The sequence below is a fragment of the Streptomyces albidus (ex Kaewkla and Franco 2022) genome (assembly GCF_013870515.1).
Lineage (GTDB): Bacteria > Actinomycetota > Actinomycetes > Streptomycetales > Streptomycetaceae > Streptomyces > Streptomyces albidus.
In genome coordinates this window covers 1-17511 of the sequence record NZ_JACBXA010000002.1, presented here as the reverse complement: position 1 = coordinate 17511, position 17511 = coordinate 1, and the positions used below count along the sequence as shown (strand labels likewise).

Annotated in this window: 17 protein-coding genes; 10 read left to right on the top strand and 7 right to left on the bottom strand. The window is 68.5% G+C overall.

Features of this window, described 5'->3' with window-relative positions; translation table 11 throughout:
- The first annotated feature begins 5 nt into the window (after nt 1-5).
- Nucleotides 6-1352: an MFS transporter gene (locus H5J26_RS00600; protein ID WP_181763624.1), complete on the top strand. Its 1347-nt coding sequence runs from the start codon at nt 6-8 to the stop codon at nt 1350-1352.
- A gap of 101 nt (nt 1353-1453) precedes the next feature.
- Nucleotides 1454-1660 carry a hypothetical protein gene (locus H5J26_RS00595; protein ID WP_181763623.1) on the top strand — a complete coding sequence of 69 codons (207 nt, stop codon included), beginning with the start codon at nt 1454-1456 and terminating at the stop codon, nt 1658-1660.
- Between the two features lie 329 nt (nt 1661-1989).
- On the opposite strand, the gene H5J26_RS00590 is transcribed toward H5J26_RS00595, so the two are convergent.
- Nucleotides 1990-2196, bottom strand: coding sequence for a hypothetical protein (locus H5J26_RS00590; protein WP_181763622.1), 207 nt, complete (start codon nt 2194-2196; stop codon nt 1990-1992).
- Between the two features lie 81 nt (nt 2197-2277).
- On the opposite strand from H5J26_RS00590, the gene H5J26_RS00585 reads away from it, so the two are divergent.
- Nucleotides 2278-2973 carry a restriction endonuclease gene (locus H5J26_RS00585; protein ID WP_181763621.1) on the top strand — a complete coding sequence of 232 codons (696 nt, stop codon included), beginning with the start codon at nt 2278-2280 and terminating at the stop codon, nt 2971-2973.
- A 361-nt stretch (nt 2974-3334) separates the two neighbouring features.
- Nucleotides 3335-3643, top strand: a complete 309-nt coding sequence (locus H5J26_RS00580) for a hypothetical protein (RefSeq protein ID WP_181763620.1) — start codon at nt 3335-3337, stop codon at nt 3641-3643.
- 427 nt (nt 3644-4070) lie between these two features.
- Here the strand turns inward: H5J26_RS00580 and rox are convergent, their stop codons facing one another.
- A complete protein-coding gene (rox, locus tag H5J26_RS00575; RefSeq protein WP_181763701.1) occupies nt 4071-5543 on the bottom strand; it encodes a rifampin monooxygenase in 1473 nt (490 codons plus the stop codon).
- 635 nt (nt 5544-6178) lie between these two features.
- Here rox and H5J26_RS00570 point away from each other — a divergent pair.
- Entirely contained in the window at nt 6179-7570 is a 1392-nt protein-coding gene (locus H5J26_RS00570) for an FG-GAP repeat domain-containing protein (protein WP_181763619.1), read from the top strand.
- 133 nt (nt 7571-7703) lie between these two features.
- On the opposite strand, the gene H5J26_RS00565 is transcribed toward H5J26_RS00570, so the two are convergent.
- Together H5J26_RS00565 and H5J26_RS00560 are read right to left on the bottom strand one after the other, a co-directional pair.
- Nucleotides 7704-7961: a hypothetical protein gene (locus H5J26_RS00565; RefSeq protein WP_181763618.1), complete on the bottom strand. Its 258-nt coding sequence runs from the start codon at nt 7959-7961 to the stop codon at nt 7704-7706.
- 120 nt (nt 7962-8081) lie between these two features.
- On the bottom strand, nt 8082-8651 hold the full coding sequence (locus tag H5J26_RS00560) for a GNAT family N-acetyltransferase (RefSeq protein WP_235980128.1): 570 nt from the start codon (nt 8649-8651) through the stop codon (nt 8082-8084).
- A 312-nt stretch (nt 8652-8963) separates the two neighbouring features.
- On the opposite strand from H5J26_RS00560, the gene H5J26_RS00555 reads away from it, so the two are divergent.
- A complete protein-coding gene (locus H5J26_RS00555; protein ID WP_419183741.1) occupies nt 8964-10265 on the top strand; it encodes an MFS transporter in 1302 nt (433 codons plus the stop codon).
- A 113-nt stretch (nt 10266-10378) separates the two neighbouring features.
- Nucleotides 10379-10936, top strand: coding sequence for a GNAT family N-acetyltransferase (locus H5J26_RS00550; RefSeq protein ID WP_181763617.1), 558 nt, complete (start codon nt 10379-10381; stop codon nt 10934-10936).
- A 140-nt stretch (nt 10937-11076) separates the two neighbouring features.
- Here the strand turns inward: H5J26_RS00550 and H5J26_RS00545 are convergent, their stop codons facing one another.
- Together H5J26_RS00545 and H5J26_RS00540 are read right to left on the bottom strand one after the other, a co-directional pair.
- Nucleotides 11077-11865: an acetoacetate decarboxylase family protein gene (locus tag H5J26_RS00545; RefSeq protein WP_181763616.1), complete on the bottom strand. Its 789-nt coding sequence runs from the start codon at nt 11863-11865 to the stop codon at nt 11077-11079.
- Nucleotides 11866-12029: 164 nt separating this feature from the next.
- Nucleotides 12030-13220: an epoxide hydrolase family protein gene (locus H5J26_RS00540; RefSeq protein WP_181763615.1), complete on the bottom strand. Its 1191-nt coding sequence runs from the start codon at nt 13218-13220 to the stop codon at nt 12030-12032.
- A 464-nt stretch (nt 13221-13684) separates the two neighbouring features.
- On the opposite strand from H5J26_RS00540, the gene H5J26_RS00535 reads away from it, so the two are divergent.
- Nucleotides 13685-14287, top strand: coding sequence for a GOLPH3/VPS74 family protein (locus H5J26_RS00535; RefSeq protein WP_181763614.1), 603 nt, complete (start codon nt 13685-13687; stop codon nt 14285-14287).
- Nucleotides 14288-14521: 234 nt separating this feature from the next.
- Here the strand turns inward: H5J26_RS00535 and H5J26_RS00530 are convergent, their stop codons facing one another.
- A complete protein-coding gene (locus tag H5J26_RS00530) occupies nt 14522-15196 on the bottom strand; it encodes a helix-turn-helix domain-containing protein (protein ID WP_181763613.1) in 675 nt (224 codons plus the stop codon).
- Between the two features lie 277 nt (nt 15197-15473).
- On the opposite strand from H5J26_RS00530, the gene H5J26_RS00525 reads away from it, so the two are divergent.
- Nucleotides 15474-16919, top strand: a complete 1446-nt coding sequence (locus tag H5J26_RS00525; RefSeq protein ID WP_181763612.1) for an NCS2 family permease — start codon at nt 15474-15476, stop codon at nt 16917-16919.
- A gap of 224 nt (nt 16920-17143) precedes the next feature.
- Nucleotides 17144-17443: a hypothetical protein gene (locus tag H5J26_RS00520; protein WP_181763611.1), complete on the top strand. Its 300-nt coding sequence runs from the start codon at nt 17144-17146 to the stop codon at nt 17441-17443.
- The last annotated feature ends 68 nt before the right edge of the window (nt 17444-17511 follow it).

Sequence of the window (17511 nt, the reverse complement as noted above, 5' to 3'; positions counted from 1 at the left end):
ACCCCATGCGTACCCAGCCCCAGACCCAGACCCGGACCCAGTACCGATGGCTGACGCTCTCGTTGATCGTCACCCTCATCGTCATCAACTACATCGACCGGGCGGCGATCAGCTTCGCGATCGATCCGCTCACCAAGGCGTTCGGCATCAGCAAGTACGAGTACGGGCTGATCAGCAGCGCTTTCTCCATCGGGTACATGGTGTTCGCGTTCCTCGCGGGCCCGCTCGTCGACCGCTACGGCTCGCGGCGCATCCTGCTGGTCGGTGTCGCCCTGTGGTCGGTCGTCACGGCGGTCACGCCTGTCAGCGGCACGTTCATGGGACTGTTCGTGGCCCGGATCATTCTCGGCGCTGGTGAGGGGCCCGGCTTCCCCGCGGCGACCCGCACGGTGAGCCGCTGGATACCGCAGAAGGAACGCGGCATCGCCCTCGCCATGGTCGGCGGCGTGGCCGTGTCCGGTTCGCTGCTGATCGGCGGGCCGCTGATGACCCAGCTGATAGCCGGAGTCGGCTGGCGCGGCATGTTCTGGGTGCTCGCCGGGGTCGGTGTGCTGTGGTTCGCCGTCGCGTACGGGCTGCTGTGGAACACGCCCGAGGAGCACGGGAAGGTCTCCGAGTCGGAGCGCGCGTACATCGCCGCCGGACAGCTCGCCGAGGAGCGTCCGTCCAAGAACAAGGTCCAGTGGCGTCCCCTGCTGACCAACCGGAACCTGTGGATCATCGCTGTGGGCTATTTCGCCTGGGGCTTCATGTTCTGGGGCTTCATGTACTGGCTGCCCGGCTACCTCACCGACGAGTACGGCCTGAGCATCACCTCGGTCGGCCTGTTCACCATCGCACCGTGGGCTGCCGGCGTGATCGGTGCGCTCATCGGCGGCCTGCTCACCGACAGGATCTTCAAGCGGACGGGCAGCCCCAGGAGCCGGCTGACCATCATGGGCGTGGCGCTCCTGGCGTCCGGCGCCGCGCTGATCCCGATCTTCGCCGCGCCTTCCCTGACGGTGTCGGTCACCTTCATCTCGATCGGGGTCGGAGCCGGGTTCGTCACGGGCGGCATCTGGTGGGTGGCGTCGATCGACGCGCTGCCCGCGCAGCCCGGTGCGGCGGCCGGCTTCGCCGACGCGGCGTTCGCCGCGTCCGGGATCGTCGCGCCGTCGGTGATGGGCTTCATCGTCACCACCACCGGCAGCTACTCCAGCGGCTTCGTGGTGATGACCGTTCTCGCCGTGATCGGTGCGGGAGCGATGCTGCTGCTGCCCAAGCGGGAGCAGCCGCACTCGGTGCCCCCCACGGACAGCCCTCAGACCCAGGCGGACGGGCTTACGGCCAAGTCGCCGCAAGAGTCCCCGTAAAGCACTGCCAGCTCGCGAACGGGCCTCTTCTCTCAGATGGCGGCGATGGTCTCGGGGGCCCGTTCGGCGCGGCTGAGGGCCCGGAGGACGGGAGTTGCGCCGTGGCGGCGGACCGCGAGCCTGGCCGGCAGCTCACCGAGCACGAATCCGATGCTCGTTCGTCCCGGCTGCATCTCACGCCCAAGGCCCGCGAGATTCTGCCGGCGGCCACCGAGGCGGCGGCCGAAGCCAACGCTGAAGCCTTCAACGCACCGACCCCCGAAGAGGTCCGCCGACTCACGGACTACCTTCGCCGCCTCGTCGACTGAGAAGGCGCCTGTCCGGGCATCAACGACCGACTCCCCCACGCCGACCCTGCCGAAGCGTGGCGCTGACCACCCGTCAACAAGCAGCTCCATCACGGGGGCTGGGGTTCGCCAAGCAGGCGCGACGCTTGGGAGCTTCAGGCGCCTGCCGTTCACCCAGCCCGGCCATGGACCCCCAGGGCAGAGAGGAGCCTCAACTCACGGCCGAACAGCCCGCATTGAGCCCGATTGCTCAGCGTGCACTTGCGGCGGCGCGTGCCACGTCACCCCCCGACCGGCCCTTACCGCGGCTTGATGACGATCACCGTCCGTGCAGCCTCCCTGACTGATTGTCAGTGCCTGATGTCACGCTGGCTGTTGTCGGGAGATTGCTGGCGAAAGGGGTGGGGGCCGATGCCGTGGATCGGCAGGTACGCGAGGAAGGACGGCACCGAGGTGTCGGAGCACGCCCGGTCGTCGCCGGGTTCGCGCCGTGAACTGACCACCTTCGGGATGGCGATGTTGATGATCTGGGCCATCGGCAGCGGCCAGTTGCACATCACCGACGCCGAAAGGGAAGCAGCGCCGGCGCCACGTCCGCACGCCTCCGCTCCGGCCGTTCCGGGGGAAGGGGAGGGACGATGAGCGCTCGGCGGGCACCTCGACGGCGAACGCGCAGGCGACGCAGCAAGAAGCAGCAGGAGCAGCAACTGCTCCTGCTGCTCGGCGCCGCAGCGAGCCTCTTCGCGCTGGCACTCGCCGTCGTCCAGTGGCTGCTGACGCATCGGGTGGTGCTGATCGTCCTCAGCACCCTGGCGGTGCTCGCGGTCTACACGTGGTGGACCACTCGCACCGAACGCGCCAAGTGGGAAAGAGTCGCCGCACAGAGACTGCGGTACCTGCTGCCGCAACTGGACGCCCTTCATCACCGGCAGTTCGAGCACGCGATACGTGACCTGATGCTGCGCGACGGATGTTCAGACGCGCTTCAGGTCGGCGGGGCCGGCGACAACGGCGCGGACGTCAAAGCCACGGATCCGTTCGGGCGGCGCTGGGTAATCCAGTGCAAACACCGCCGCGGAGGGCCGGTCGGCTCCCCCGTCGGCACTCCCGACCTGCACGTCCTCAACGGGACCGCACGGCAGTTGCACGGTGCCGATGTCGTCGTTCTGGTGACCAACGGCCGGTTCTCCGCACCGTGTGCTCCGCTCGCCGAGTCCCAGAAGCTCCATCTGGTCGACCGACACGTGTTGAGCGAATGGGCCGGTGGCTCACGACCCCTGTGGGAACTGCTGCAGCGCCTTCCACCGCCGCGGAAGCCATCCGCACTGAGCTGAGACCAGGTCCGAGCAGCGGCCCGACCCGAACTGGCCACTGCCCCGCCCGTTGTTGATCGCTGAGCCGGCCGCGAAGCACAGCCGGGCGGCCTGCGTGTGCACCTCGCGCGGCCCGCCTGGCGCACACTCTCCGCCTGCCGGCGGAGACTCCAGCCGGCCCGTTCAGTAATCAACGCGAGCGGCATCAGCGCGACAGGCCCTGGCGCCGCACAGAACAGCAAGAGGCTCGAAAGGCCACTATCTGACACAGAATCAGATAAAGCGGCGTGTTACGGCATCAAGCGCCGATCTACGCCAATAGCTTCTATGGCATCAGCGATCTTGGAGATCGCGATCTGGATCTCATGGAAGTGGAGAAGTAATGCGCAAGCTTCGCGAAGCAGCGGTTGTGGCCGCCATGGTCGCCGGCGTCAGCATGCTCGGTGCCGGTGCTGCGTACGCCGGCGGTGGGGAGCCCCAGGAGCTCCCGCCCGTCAACTGCGTGCAGGACGCGGACAGCAACACCCTGACGTTCGACCTCATCGGCACGGGCGCTCCGGTGACCATCGGGGACGCGGGCGACGCCGACTCCAGCGCCACCCAGCAGCTCTGCGGCATCGGCAACGAGGACAACGAGAACACCGCTGGTGACGCCACCGGCGGCACCGGCACCTCGGCGCTCGCCGCGTAATCACTGCGACCGGCCTTCGCCGGTACGACTCAGGGGCCGAGCCCTCAAGCTCGGCCCCTGAGTCTTGCCGTCCTCCGAGCGGGCCGCGGATCACCCGCCGCCCCGGCACGCATCAAGTCCCCTGAGACAGAACAAGGCCCCCGCCGGAGTGACGATCCGGCGAGGGGCCCATTGCATTCGCCCAGCCAGCTCCTCACCCGGCACCCTGGTCCGTCAGCCTTCACGATCTTGTGAACACGATGCTCACGGCGTGCATCGGCCATACGGACAAAGCCCGCCCCCGTCTGGCCCGTCGAGACCAGGCGAAGGCACGGACGGACTGCAACACCGAATGATGCTGCCGCCGGCGAAGCCGAGGGGGTCTGGATCGGCGCCGCGATTCGCGCGTCCCGTCACCACCGCACACCTTCGTGCCGCGGCAGCGCACTCAATCGGCGGGTGCGCCGAACCACCGGGGCATATGGCTGAGCAGATCTGCCTGGTCCTCGCCGGCCCAGGCCACATGACCGTCGGGCCGCAGCAACACGGCGGGCGCGTCCAGTTCTTCGCTGACGTCGACGACATGGTCGACCCGGTCCGCCCAGCCTGTGACCGAGAGTCGGCCGGTCTGGTCGAGCAGCAGTCCGCGACCGGCGTGCAGCAACTCGTAGAGGCGCCCCTGCTTCAGCTTCATGTCCCGCAGCCGCCGGCCGAGCAGTTGATGCCCCTCGCCGAAGTCGTAGTGAACCCCGATCGCAGTGATCATCTCTGTGAGGTACCGGTTCACCTCCTCGAAGCTCATCAGTTCGGACACCAGCCGGCGCAGCGCGCGGGGGCCCGGCTCGGACGACATCAGCTGCGTCTGCGCACGGGTGTTGTCCAGCACGTCGGCGGCCACCGGGTGCCGTTCGCCGTGGTAACTGTCCAGCAGCCCCTCCGGTGCCCAGCCGCCGACCTCGGCGGCCAGCTTCCAGCCGAGGTTGAACGCGTCCTGGATGCCGAGGTTGAGTCCCTGCCCGCCGACCGGCGGGTGGACGTGCGCCGCGTCACCGGCCAGCAGGGCCCGGCCGGTCCGGTAGCGCTCGGCCAGACGGGTGCCGTCGCCGAAGCGGGAGATCCAGCGCGGTGAGTGCACGCCGAAGTCGGTGCCGGCGAAGACCTGCAGCTGTCGCTTGACCTCCTCGATGTCCGGCGGGACCGTGCGGTCCTCGGCCACCCCCTCGGCAGGCACGACGACGCGGTACACGGCGCCCCCGAAGGGCCCCACGCCGAACCACAGGTGTGTCTTGCGGACTTCGGCCACCACGGCGGCCACCGTCTCCGCCGGCACGCCCACCTCCATCTCGCCCAGCAGCGTCTCGGCCCTGGTGGGCTCGCCGGGGAAGCCGACGCCGAGCAGCTTGCGCACCGTGCTGCGGCCGCCGTCGCAGCCCACGAGGTAGCGCGAGCGCAGCTGCGTGGCTGCCCCTCCCCCGGCGGCTACGCCCTCGTTGCCGGGGGCGCCCCCACCGGCCAGCTCGACGGTCACGCCGTGCTCGTCCTGGCTCAGCCCGACCACCTCGCAGCCGCGCCGGATCTCGGCGCCGAGCTCGGTGGCACGCTCCGCCAGCAGGCGATCGGTGGTGGGCTGCGGGATGCCGAGGACGTAGGGATGCGCGGTGTCCAGCCGGCCTGGCGAAGGCTTGGGGATGCCCGCGAAGAAGCCACCGACCGGGTGCTGCTTGCCGTGAGCAAGGAACCGGTCCAGAAGGCCGCGCTGGTCCATCACCTCGATGCTGCGCACGTGCAGGCCCAGCGAGCGGACGTACGGCGTCGGCTCCGCCTCCTTCTCCAGCACGAGGACGTGCACGCCGTGCAGCCGCAACTCGCCGGCCAGCATCATGCCGGTCGGTCCGCCGCCGACCACGATCACGTCGATCATGAAATCCCCCATTCAACGAGATTGAACTCAGGCCATCGCTCCGCGGTCCGTCGGTGCTCACGCTCGTGCTTCGTGCCGCCGAGCGCCTGCAACCGCACCGCGGGACCGACCGCGGTTGGACGTCAGTGCTGGACCCATATGGCAATGAAACGCGCGTATTTCGCGAAGGCCTGTTTTCCCCAGGTTCTGGCTTCGCCCGGAGATTCTGCAGCACGACCCGGATCTTGCCGCAAGCCCCGGGGTGCGCTATATGTTGAAAAGGGAAGGGAGTATGACTCTCCTTGCCCTTTGTCGTTCGCCTCGTTCGTCGTGGACGGACGGCCTCTTACCGCTCAGGGCCTGAGCAAGCTCCGTTACGTCGTCGGGCAGACCTGTGCCCTGCTCCGTCAGTTCAACGACCCGCCGTCCGTTGGGGAGTTGCACACGGGACTCCAGGACGCCTGCCTTCATCGCTCTCGTCTGCTGACGCCCCTCAACGAGCCCGGCCATGACGCGCTTTGAGCTCGCAGGAGCCGAAGGCGCCTTTCTCCAGGGCGCGTTCAGCCGTACGCCGCACCATTCCTCTGTTCGACAGGTGGGCAACAGTCGTTCGACCCCGCTGACCCGGCACACCGCGGGATGTGAGGTTCGAGCGCATGAAGTCTCGTACGGTCATCACCTTCCTCGCTGCTTGTGCGGTGCTTGCCCCACTCACCGGATGCAGCGACGGGGGAACAGCTCACGAAGTCCCGCTGCCCGGGGCGCCCGAGGCGAGCCACGCGCCGGCACACGGAAAGGGGTCGAAGGACCCCGACGACATCAACGGCGACGGGTACCGCGACCTCGTCATGCCCATCCCCGAGGACGGGCGAGTCGCGGTGCTCTACGGCTCGGCCAAGGGGCTCGATCCGTCGACGCGCAGGGTCTACGGCCGCAGCGAACTGGGCCTGGCCGACCCGCCGGACGATGCAGCAGGGAGCGGGAGCGCCGCCCCGGACACGGTCGCCGATCTGGACGGCGACGGGTTCCCGGACTTCGTCACGACCGTCGAGGACAAGCACGTGGAGAACCAGGCAGAGGAGGATCGTCGCACCGCTCCGTACGTGACCTGGGGTGGGCCCGGCGGGCCGGAAGCGGGGGGCGAGGCCACTCCGGTGCGGCTGCCGAAGAGCGTGTCCAGCCTGGGACTTGGGTCCGTGATGCGCGGCGACTTCGACGGGGACGGGCACCATGACCTCGCGGCACGCACGGGGACCGAGTTGTCCCTGGGCGATGCCTCCCTGGCGGTGCTCTACGGCCCGTTCACGCGGTCCGGAGTGCCCGCGCGCACCGGTACCGACCTGTCGTTGTCGGAGGGTGAGCTCGTCGTGGACGACATCGACCCGTCCGGCAAGCCGCGCGCGACCTCCGTGCTGCTGCACGAAGCAAACGACGGCGAGCAGTCCGGCAACCTCCTCTACCCGGCCCGTCGCGGCACCGGCCTGTCGGCGGTCAGCAAGCAGCTGCGCGAAGGCAACGCCCACGCGTTCGGCGACTTCGACGGGGACGGGAAGCGTGATGTGGCCGTCGGGGACGACGGCAGCCGCAACGACGAGCCCGGCTACGAAACGGAACCGCACGAGGTCGACGGATCGCTCGCCGTGTACCCGCACCGAGGCGCCCCCGTCACACACCGGCTGCCCGCGGCACCCGAGGGCGCTGCCACCGACTACGGGCCCGGCGGTTTCGCGGCTGCCGACCCGGACGGCGACGGCCGCGACGGTGTCCTCGTCGCGACATACGAAGGCGCCACGCTCATGGACGGCGACAGACGCATCGCCCTCGGGCGCAACGTGAAGAAGGGACCTGCGAGTCAGCGGCGCGCCCGCCCCGCGGGAGCCGCCGACTTCGACGACGACGGCAAGGACGAGCTGATCCTCAACTGGGCATCCGACGGGGTGTTCGGCCTGTACGGCGAGGACCCCACACACTGGTGGATCACGGACGGGACGACGTCGCGGGACAAGGCGTCCTTCGCGGCGACGGAACTCGCACGGGGGGCGTCCTAGCGGTTGACCGTTCTCCGAGAGTGAGCAACTGCGCGGCACTCGTTGCGATTCGGGGATCGGCAGCCGCTCAGGGACGCCGGAACGCCGGCGCTCGGTGTACGTCGGCCCAGCAGCACCGAGCGCCGCGCAGGAATCAGAACCCCGTACTTCTGACGTCGTTGCGAATCCCACTCGTCAACTGGTCCACCAGCATGGTCGGACCGTCACGAAGCGCCGGGTCACCCGGCAGCTCGACGTCGCCGACGCCCGCTTTGAACACGACGTGCTGGGCGCACATGGCAGTGCCTTGCCAGAGCGTCAGGGCGCGGAGCCATACGCCTTCGCGGACGCACTCGGCACACCATCCCAACGGCGTGGGAACGGGGCGCGGGTCGTTCGGAGTGGTCGTCATGACGGGCCCTTTCAGCGGGTGTTGGACGTCGATGATGTCTGCACAACGGTCGGTCGGCTCCAGGACCGCTCCGGGGCACCGGCGTTGACGCGTCCGAGAGCGCCCGTCTCCCTGCCGACGTCAGCAGGGACGCTCGTACTCAACCTGCTCGAGGGGGTTGCCGTCGCCGAAGTCGAAGGCTCGCACGGCGCCTGACTCGGCGAAGCCGCACTTCGCGTAGAAGCGACGGGACCGCGGAGTGTCGCGCAGCGTCCACAGATGCACCCGGGCGACTCCGTCGTCGCGGATCCGGCCGAGCGTCTCGTTCATCAACGAGGTGGCGACGCCGCTGCCCCAGCCGTCGGGATGACCGAAGAAGGTGGCGATCTCCGCGAGACCCGGCCGCGTCGACGACGGGACGGTGGCGGACAGGGCCAAGGGACGGCCGTCCAGCTCCGCGAGCAGGATCGACCATTTCACCTCAGCGAGCCGTGCGTGCCATCGCGTACGCCGGCTCTGGACTGCACGTGCGGCGAACTCCCGCTCGAAGAAGGGCGCGTAGGCGCTCTTCCAGGCCTCGGCGTGGATCTCGCCCAGCACGTCCCCGTCGTCCGGCCTTGCGCAACGAACCTCGATCATCCGATCCCCCTGGTGGCTCCTGGCCTCGTCGATGAGACCGGGCTGCTCGCTCGTCTCCCCGGTGCGTCGCATCACCGGCAGAGACCCTACGAGGACCCGCTGACAGTGGCCGATCAGCCGGGACATCCGCAGCTGACGCCCTTTGCTGCGGACCGCTACGAGGAGGGGTCGACCTGGAGCAGCCGCGGGGACACGGCGAAGCCACGGCGCGTGTACGCCGAGACCGCGCGATCGCTGGAATGAACGACCACCCGCTCCCGGGTCGAAAACAGGTTGAGGGATGCTGCGCCGGCCGCGAGTCTGGCAGGCATGCCCAGCGCCGCCGTCCACCGCCGTGACGGGCGCGATCACCATTCGTCCCGGGGCGGCACGCAGTTCCTGGGCATGACCGGTCACACACTCATCGCACGTCCGAAGACCACGACCGACCGCGCCCGGCCTCTTCACTGTCCTCGATCTGCGCCAGGCCGACTCGCCCCGTACGCACGGCTGTTCACCGTGCCGGGAGCTCGTGCCTTCACGGCGGGGAACCTGCTCGCCCGGCTCCCCATGGGGATGCTCAGTGTCTCCGCGGTCATCATGATCGCGACTACACGGGGCTCGTACGCGCTCGCTGGGGCCGTGACCGCGACGGGACTCGCCGCCACCGGCGTGGTGGGGCCGCTGACGGCCCGGCTGATCGACCGGCACGGGCAGGCACGGATCGCTCTGCCCGCGACGCTGGTCGCAGTGGCTGGCGCGGTGTTGCTGGCCGCATGCGTACGGTCCGGGGCGCCGGGCTGGATGCTGTTCGCCTCGTACGCGGCTACTGCCACCACGCCCAACACGGGTGGCCTGTCCCGTGCCCGGTGGGCCCATCTCTTCCGCACGGATCCCGCCGCCCGCCACACCGCCAACTCCTTCGAGCAGGCTGCCGACGAGTTGTGCTTCATGGCGGGGCCTCCCCTCGCGGCCGTGCTGTGCACCCAACTCTTCGCAGAAGCCGGCACGTTGGTCGGAGCCGCGCTTCTGCTGCTGGGGATGCTGATCTTCACGGGACAGCGCAGCACCGAGCCCCCAGTTGCGGCGAGTTCCACCGGCCATGCCGTTCCACCTCTCCGACTGCGCGCCCTCCTGCCGCTGTTGGTGGCGTTTCTGTGCACCGGCGGCGTGTTCGGAGCGATGGAGGTGGCGACGATCGCGTTCGCCGACGGGCAAGGGCAGCAGGGGGCGGCGGGTGTGGTGCTCGCCTGCCAGGCCATGGGGTCGGCCGCAGCGGGGCTGTTCATGGGCACGGTGCGCCCGCCTGCCACACCGCTCACGCGCCGGTTCGCACTGTGCGTCGGCGCAGTGGCCGTACTGGCGTTGCTGCCCCTCACGGCGGCCGCCACCGGGAGCCTGGCGGTACTCGCTGTCGCCCTGCTCGTCGCCGGGATGGGGACCGCTCCGGCGATGGTGACGGGCATGACGCTGATCCAGGAGACGGTCCCGGCAGCGCGGTTGAACGAGGGCATGACGTGCGCGGTGACCGCCCTTCTGAGCGGCATCGCCGCCGGATCGGCCGCCGGAGGCTGGGTGGCCGAGCACGCCCGTCACCTCTCCTGGCCCGCCGCGTTCACCGTGCCGCCAACGGCCGCCGTCCTTGCCGCGATCGCGGCTTTCTCAGCGCTCGGCCTGGCCGAGTGGCGTGCCCGGCAAGGGCGCTGAGCCGTGTGACCGCTGCTCCTCGCCCTGCGCGGGGGGTACGCAACAACGACAGCGAGGCGGAGCAGCACAGGCTCGGCCTGGAATCCGGATGCCTCGGCCTGTTCCATTGGCGGATGACATCGTTCTGGACGAGCAAGCGGATACGGCTGCGCGGTATCGAGCCCGGCGACGGGGCCGCGTTCATGCGCCTGACCGAAGACGAGGAGCGGTCGGGGGACGTGCTGCATCCGCCCCGTTCCGCCGAGAGCTACCGCGTCCGGGCCAACGAGCTGGCCGCTGCCAAGTCCGACGGCGACTGCTTCAGGCTGGCAATCGAAGCCGTCGACACGGGCGAGGTCGTGGGTGCCGTCGGCTCTCACTACGCCGACCCGAATGCGGGCAGGTTCGAATACGGCGTCACCATCGGTGCCGATCACCGACGCGAGGGCTATGCGGCGGAAGCCGTCGTGCTGCTGCTGCGCTACATGTTCGCCGAGCGGCGCTATCACAAGTGCGAAGCGAAGGTCTTCGCGTACAACGAAGGGTCGTTGGCGCTCCAGCGGCGGCTCGGTTTCGTCGAGGAAGGCCGCCTCCGCGATCACGTCTTCCTCGCCGGCCGGTACCACGACCTCGTCATTCTGGGCATGCTCGCCGACGAGTTCACCCGACGGCACCCGGTGAGTGAGCTTTGATCACTGGTGCTTTCAACCGGCCTGCTGTGTCCGGCAGTCGAGGATGCAGGAGGCCTCCTGCCGGCCCCGGTGTTACCTCCACGGCCGGGCACATTCAGCCGGAGGCATCACGCCTCCCTCGGTACAGGCCTGTGCAGGCCTCAGCCGACGTCGCGTACTTCCGTGACGCTGTACGACATCGACAGGCGGAAGCCCGCGCCCATGCGGACCGGAGCCAGGTCCGCCAGCTCCTCGCCGACCGCCGGAGAGAGGGAGATCTCGCCGGTACCGGCCCACATGTCGGCGATCTGCTGGTCTTCGGCAATCATTCTCACCAGCTCGTGAACGACAGGCTTGTCGTACTCGCCTGCGGCCAGGCGCGGGAAGTAGCGCAGATTGATCGTGTCGCGGCCGAACAGCGAAGAAGGCTCGCTCACCGGCTCCTCGAGTTTCACCCTGGCTTCGGCGAGCGTCCGTTCTCCTGACGACATGCTTGCGCCGAAACGGGCGCCGGCGGCGAGAGTCGGAGAGGCCCGGCCGGGGGAGGCGAAGATGCGCGTCTGGTGCACCGCGCCCATCTTCTTCGGGAACCCCTGGACCCAACCACGCGCCAGGGCATGGTCGTTGTCGACGTAGATGTAGGGGCACCAGGAGACCGGCTCGCCCTTCAGGTGTGCGTCGACGAGGACGAAGAATTCATGGTACTGACTGCGCACCGGGTCGAGGTACTCGTCATTCTCTCCGGAGAACTGCCAGTCGAAGAACAGTGCCAGCACACGCCCGGAGGTCTTCGGGTCGGGGTCGAGCCCTTCGGGAAGCGTCGCTTCGGCTGACGCCGGGTCCGTCCAGAACTCGACGCCGACCAGATCACCGGCGTAGTGCCAAGGGGGTGCGGACGCGAGGTTCGCCTCTCCCCGCGGTGAGAGCGGCACGGTGTAACCCTGCAGCATGCTTCCTCCTCCAGTGGTGGTTTCTGCCCTCGCCCAGGGAGGGAAAAGCGACACGACGGAAGATGGCCCGCCGACGCCGGTCAGACCCATGAATCCTGATTCGAGAACCTGGTTCTTCATTCAGGTGACTGGACGTGCCGTCGAGAGCCACCTTCTCCAGCGCTCTAGCGAAGCTGCCGGAAACCCGCTCGAAGCTCTCCCACGAAGAGTTCCGGCTGCTCCCAGGCGGCGAAGTGGCCGCCCTTTTCGAGCCTGTTGTAGTACATGAGCTTGGGATACCCCTCCTCCGCCCAGCTCTTCGGAGCCTGGTAGAGCTCGTCGGGGAAGACGCTGACGGCAACCGGTACGGAGACTCCCTTGACGGAGAAGAACGGGAGGGTGTTCTCCCAGTAGAGACGAGCCGCGGAAATCGCGGTATTCGTCAACCAGAACAGCGTCACGTTGTCGAGAACGTCGTCTCGCGTGAGGCCTCCGGGGCGTCCGGCAAAGGCCCGCGAGATCAGCTCAAGACTGCGCGCATCGTGGTCGAGCAGAAATGCCGCCAACCCGGCGGGTGAATCCGCCAGTCCGGTCAGCGTCTGCGGGCGGTCACCCATGATGAGGCCGTAGGAGACGTGCTGGTAGAAGAAGCCCAACTGCTCGCAGGCCGTCTTCTCCTCTGCCGAGAGGTCTGAGGGCAGCGCACCGCCGGTCTGGAGGGCCATGTCGATGTCGGGCGGGACAACGCAGGCCATGTTGGTGTGGATGCCGTGCAGACCCTCGGGCGCTTGCACACCCATGAGATCCGTGACGATCGCACCCCAGTCACCGCCCTGCGCCACGTACTTCTTGTAACCGAGGCGCGTCATCAACTCTGCCCAGGCGCTTGCCACATGCTCAGGGCCCCAGCCCTTCGTGGTCGGCTTGCCCGAGAACCCGTAGCCGGGCAACGACGGAATCACCAGATGGAAGGCGTCCGACGCGCTCGCGCCGTAGGCCGTGGGATTGGTGAGCGGTTCGATGATCTTCATCTGCTCGATGATCGAACCGGGCCATCCGTGCGTCACGATCAGCGGCAGAGCATTCTCATGCGGCGAGCGGACGTGGATGAAGTGGATGTCGAGCCCGTCGATCTCGGTGATGAAATGCGGCAGAGCCTTCAGCCTCGCCTCGACCTTGCGCCAGTCGTAGTCCGACGCCCAGTAGCGTGCGAGTTCCTGAGTGGTCTCGAGCGGCGTGCCCTGCGTCTGATCCGCGACAGTCTCCTTGTCGGGCCAACGCGTGGCCGCGATGCGCGCACGCAAATCCTCGAGATCGGACTCGGGGAAGTCGAACGTGAACGGCCGTACCGATGGCTTTTCGGGAGAGACAGACATCTGGATCTCCTTACTGTCTGAGCTCGTTCGCAGGTCGAGGCAGAATTCCTGCCCTCACCACCTCATGAACGGAATGCGCCGGCTTCTTTCTCTGCGAAAGGCATCGTGACGGCACCCGATTGTGCTGTTTCAGCATGATTTGCCTGCTTTTCCAGCGTAGTACGGGATACACGGAGCCGTGTCACGCCGGACTGCACGTACGGCCGGCCGCCGGGGGCTTGGCCGATCGGCAACGCAGAGTCGCGGCCGGCCACTGAGGGCGTCGCCCGGGTCTCCCATGAGCGCCGGTCGCACGGCTCGATGCCCCGTCCGTCCGAGCCGGGATGCAGCCGATCTCCCCGCTCCCGCCTGCAGCCGTCACGGCGGTCGCCGACAATGGAACGTGACTTGCCGCTCGGCCTCGTGCCGTTGCCGCACAAGCCGTGGACGCATCACTCACGGATGCCCTCGACGGGGAGCTGACCATGACCACACCACGGGACCTGTTGATAACCGCCCTGGACGTGACGCCCGACCGACCCCTGGAGCGAGGGGACATGGCGCTGGCGCTGGCGGGGGCCGAGCTGATCGACCTTCTCACCGCCCAGGCCGTCGGGCTGGACGGCGAGGACATCGTGCCGGGCCACCGCCCGGAGACGACTGACCGCTTGCTGGACGAGGCCGAGTCGTCGCTGGTCAGGCGAGCGCCGTACGAGACGGTCGAGGAGTGGCTGTGGCGCAGGGGCCGCGGTCTGTCGGCGGAGTATCTGGCCGACCTCGAGTCGGCGGGTCAGCTCACCCGGCGGCCCCGCCGCTGGAGATTCTTCCAGTCCGGTCAGCTGGTGCTGGCCGATACGCCGGATCGCCATGCGGCTGCGGAGCGCCGGGAATCGGATGAGCCCGTCCTGGCCGCCCTCACCGAGGCCCTCGGGGTCCGCAGCGAGCGGAGCGGGGAGTCCGCGACGGTGGACGACGCGGTGGCGACGGTGCTCGCTGCGGTCAACGACGCGTTGACGGAACTGGAGGCCGTGCGGCAACGCCGCGCCATCGAGGAGGCGGCCTTCGACAACGTCTGGCGCGGAGAATGACCCACGCCGCAGGCACGTCCTGAGTACGAATCCGGCGTGAAGTCGGCGACGGCTGACCGGCGATGCTCAAGCAGTCGGCCGTCCACCGCCGCGATCACTGGCGTGACCCGCGCTCCAGGGCTGCTCAAGAGCCCCGAGGTGCCTGCCTGTTCCTGCCGGACCGCATCCGCCGCCCGACGACGGAACGACCGGTCATCCGAACACGGCAGTGCGTCTGCGAAACCCGGCCGAGCTCTACGGGTGCTCCGGGAGCCGGGACCAGAACTGGTTGATGATGTCCTCGATGAAGAGCCGTCCGGCTTCGCCGGAGGCGGTGCTGGCTCGGCTGAGGGTGGCCGCCATGAGGGTCTGGTACTCCTGCTGCATGTCCCGCAGGGGCTCCTGCAGGTCGCGGCGGTCCATGGCGAGGAGCTTGGCGATGGCGCGGACGTGGGCCTGCCAGCGGGTGGAGACGGCCTCGGTGAGCAGACGGGCGAGCTCTTCCTCCAGGCCCGTGATGGCGATGAAGTCACGCGGGGGGAGGTTGAGGACGCTGCTGAGGTTGGCGGACTGCCGCTTGTCCCCCGTCCACCGCCCGGTCCCTTCCATGTGACGGTAGGCCTCGAGGTCGATGCCCACGAGGCGGGCTATGTCCTCGACGGATATTCCGCGTGCCAGCCGGTGCTCGAGCAAGGTGTGGGGACTGCCCATGAGTTCGTCAGGGGCACACCACAGAGCCCCGGCCAGAGCGGAGAGTTCACTGGCGTTGGGCAGGGCGTCGCCGCGTTCCCATGCCGCGATGTGCTCGGGAGTGATGTGAGCCATGCCGTAAGAAGCACGCATGCCATAAGCGACGTGGCCGGGGGCCATCCCGAGCTTCTCGCGCAGGGTGCGGGCAGCACGCGCGTTGAAGGGGATCGGAGGGTGCACGGGCAGAGAGTAAGCAGTTACCGACCGCAACTCCACGTCCGCTGTCGCCTGCATCCCGTTTTGAGTGATAGGTCGGGAGCGATTCTGTAGGAACCGACAGGGCCCGCTTGCCGCCGTCAACCACGGGATGCCCCAACACGATTGTGAATCCCGTTGTGCCGCGTATGATCCGGCTCGCGAGGTGCCGCATGCGTGTTCGCACGACTACCGTCACACGCTCCGAGGCGGCACTGTCCCGCTTCCCCCCTCTTACCCTGTAGGTCCAGGAGACGCAGTCATGCAGACCAGCACGACGAGCACTGCCGAGGCGCCGCCCACCAGAACCGGCGGCTCACTCGACCGGTTCTTCCGCATCAGCGAGCGCGGGTCGACGTACAGCCGGGAGATACGCGGCGGGTTCGCCACCTTCTTCACGATGGCGTACATCCTCGTACTCAACCCGATCATCCTCGGCAGCGCCAAGGACAAGTTCGGCGACCAGTTGGATCCCGCCCAACTGGCCACCGCCACGGCCCTGGTGGCCGCGGTGATGACCTTGATCATGGGCGTGGGCGGTAACCTGCCGCTCGCCCTGGCCGCGGGTCTCGGCATCAACGCCATCGTCGCAGTGCAGGTCGCCCCCCTCATGGCCTGGGACGACGCGATGGGCATCATCGTGATCGAGGGCCTGCTGATCTGCGTCCTGGTCATGACCGGCCTTCGCGAGGCCGTCATGCACGCCATCCCGCAACCCCTCAAGCAAGCCATCAGCGTCGGCATCGGCCTGTTCATCGCCTTCATCGGCTTCGTGGACGCCGGCTTCGTCACCCGCATCCCGGACGCCGCGAAGACCACCGTGCCCGTCCAGCTCGGCACCGGCACGCTCACCGGCTGGCCGATGCTCGTCTTCTGCCTCGGCGTGCTCGTGACGGTCGTCCTGCTCGCCCGCAAGGTCAAGGGCGCCATCCTCATCAGCATCGTCCTGATGACCATCGTCGCCGTCATCGTCAACGAGTTCGCCAAGGTCAAGACCTGGGGCCTGACCTCGCCGTCGCTGCCGGACAAGCCCGTCTCAGCCCCCGACTTCGGCCTGCTGGGCAACTTCGACCTGCTCGGCGCCTTCGGACAGGTCAGCGTCCTGACGGTCGTCCTGCTCGTCTTCACACTCATCCTGTCCGACTTCTTCGACACCATGGGCACCGTCGTCGGCGTCACCGCCGAAGCCGGACTCCTCGACGAGCGCGGCCAGGTCCCCGGGCTGGGCAGGGTCCTGCTCATCGACGGCGCGGCCGCCGTCGCCGGCGGCGCCTCGGCCTCGTCGTCAGCCACGACCTACATCGAGTCCGCCGCGGGTGTCGGGGAAGGAGCCAGGACCGGCTTCGCCAACCTCATCACCGGCGGCCTGTTCGCCTTCGCCCTCTTCCTCACCCCGGTCATGACGATCGTGCCGCTCCAGGCGGCGTCCCCCGCCCTGGTCGCGGTCGGATTCCTGATGATGACCCAGGTCAGGCACATCGACTGGGACCGCTACGAACTCGCGATCCCGGCCTTCCTGACCATCGTCGTCATGCCGTTCACGTACTCCATCACCAACGGCATCGGTGCCGGCTTCGTCGCCTACGTGATCATCAAGGCGTGCCTGGGCAAGGCCCGTGAGGTCCACTGGCTGCTCTGGGGCACCGCGGTGCTCTTCCTCGTGTACTTCGCCATCGACCCGCTGGAGCAGGTCCTCGGCATCAAGTAACACCGCGGAACCCACCGGGGTGGCCTCGCCGTGACTCGGCGAGGCCACCCCGTCACGTGGTGCCACACCCCTGTCGACCGTGGTCGGCAAATCGAGTGCCGGCGCCTCTCCCGCGTCGGGAGCGGCACGGTGGCAGGGATTTCGCCGTGCCCTCGCCCGTCATGGCGACGCTTTGAAGGACCCGGCGCGACAGACCGGGGCTCCGGAACCGTACGCTCGGAGACATGGCTGATCCGAAAAAGTCCGAGCTCGACGCCCTGTACGAGGACGCGAATCAAGGCGTGGAAGAAGCACGCCAGCACGTTCGCGAAGCGGCTGCCGGTATGGAAAGCACCCAGCTCGAGACTGCACTCGACGAATTGGAAGCCGCGCTGGCCCACCGCGAAGCCGCCCGGGCACGGTCCCAGGACGACGACTGGCTGCTCACAGCCCTCGGTGCGGCGAACGCGATCGACCCGCAGTTCCACGGCGACGCGGCAGCCCGCCCCGGCGAGGACGACACCAACCCGGAGCCCACCGGGTAGGGAGCCCGGCCGAAGATCCGCGCTCCTCACACCGGGGCGCCGGATGCCGCCGGCGGTCCTGGCGGCAT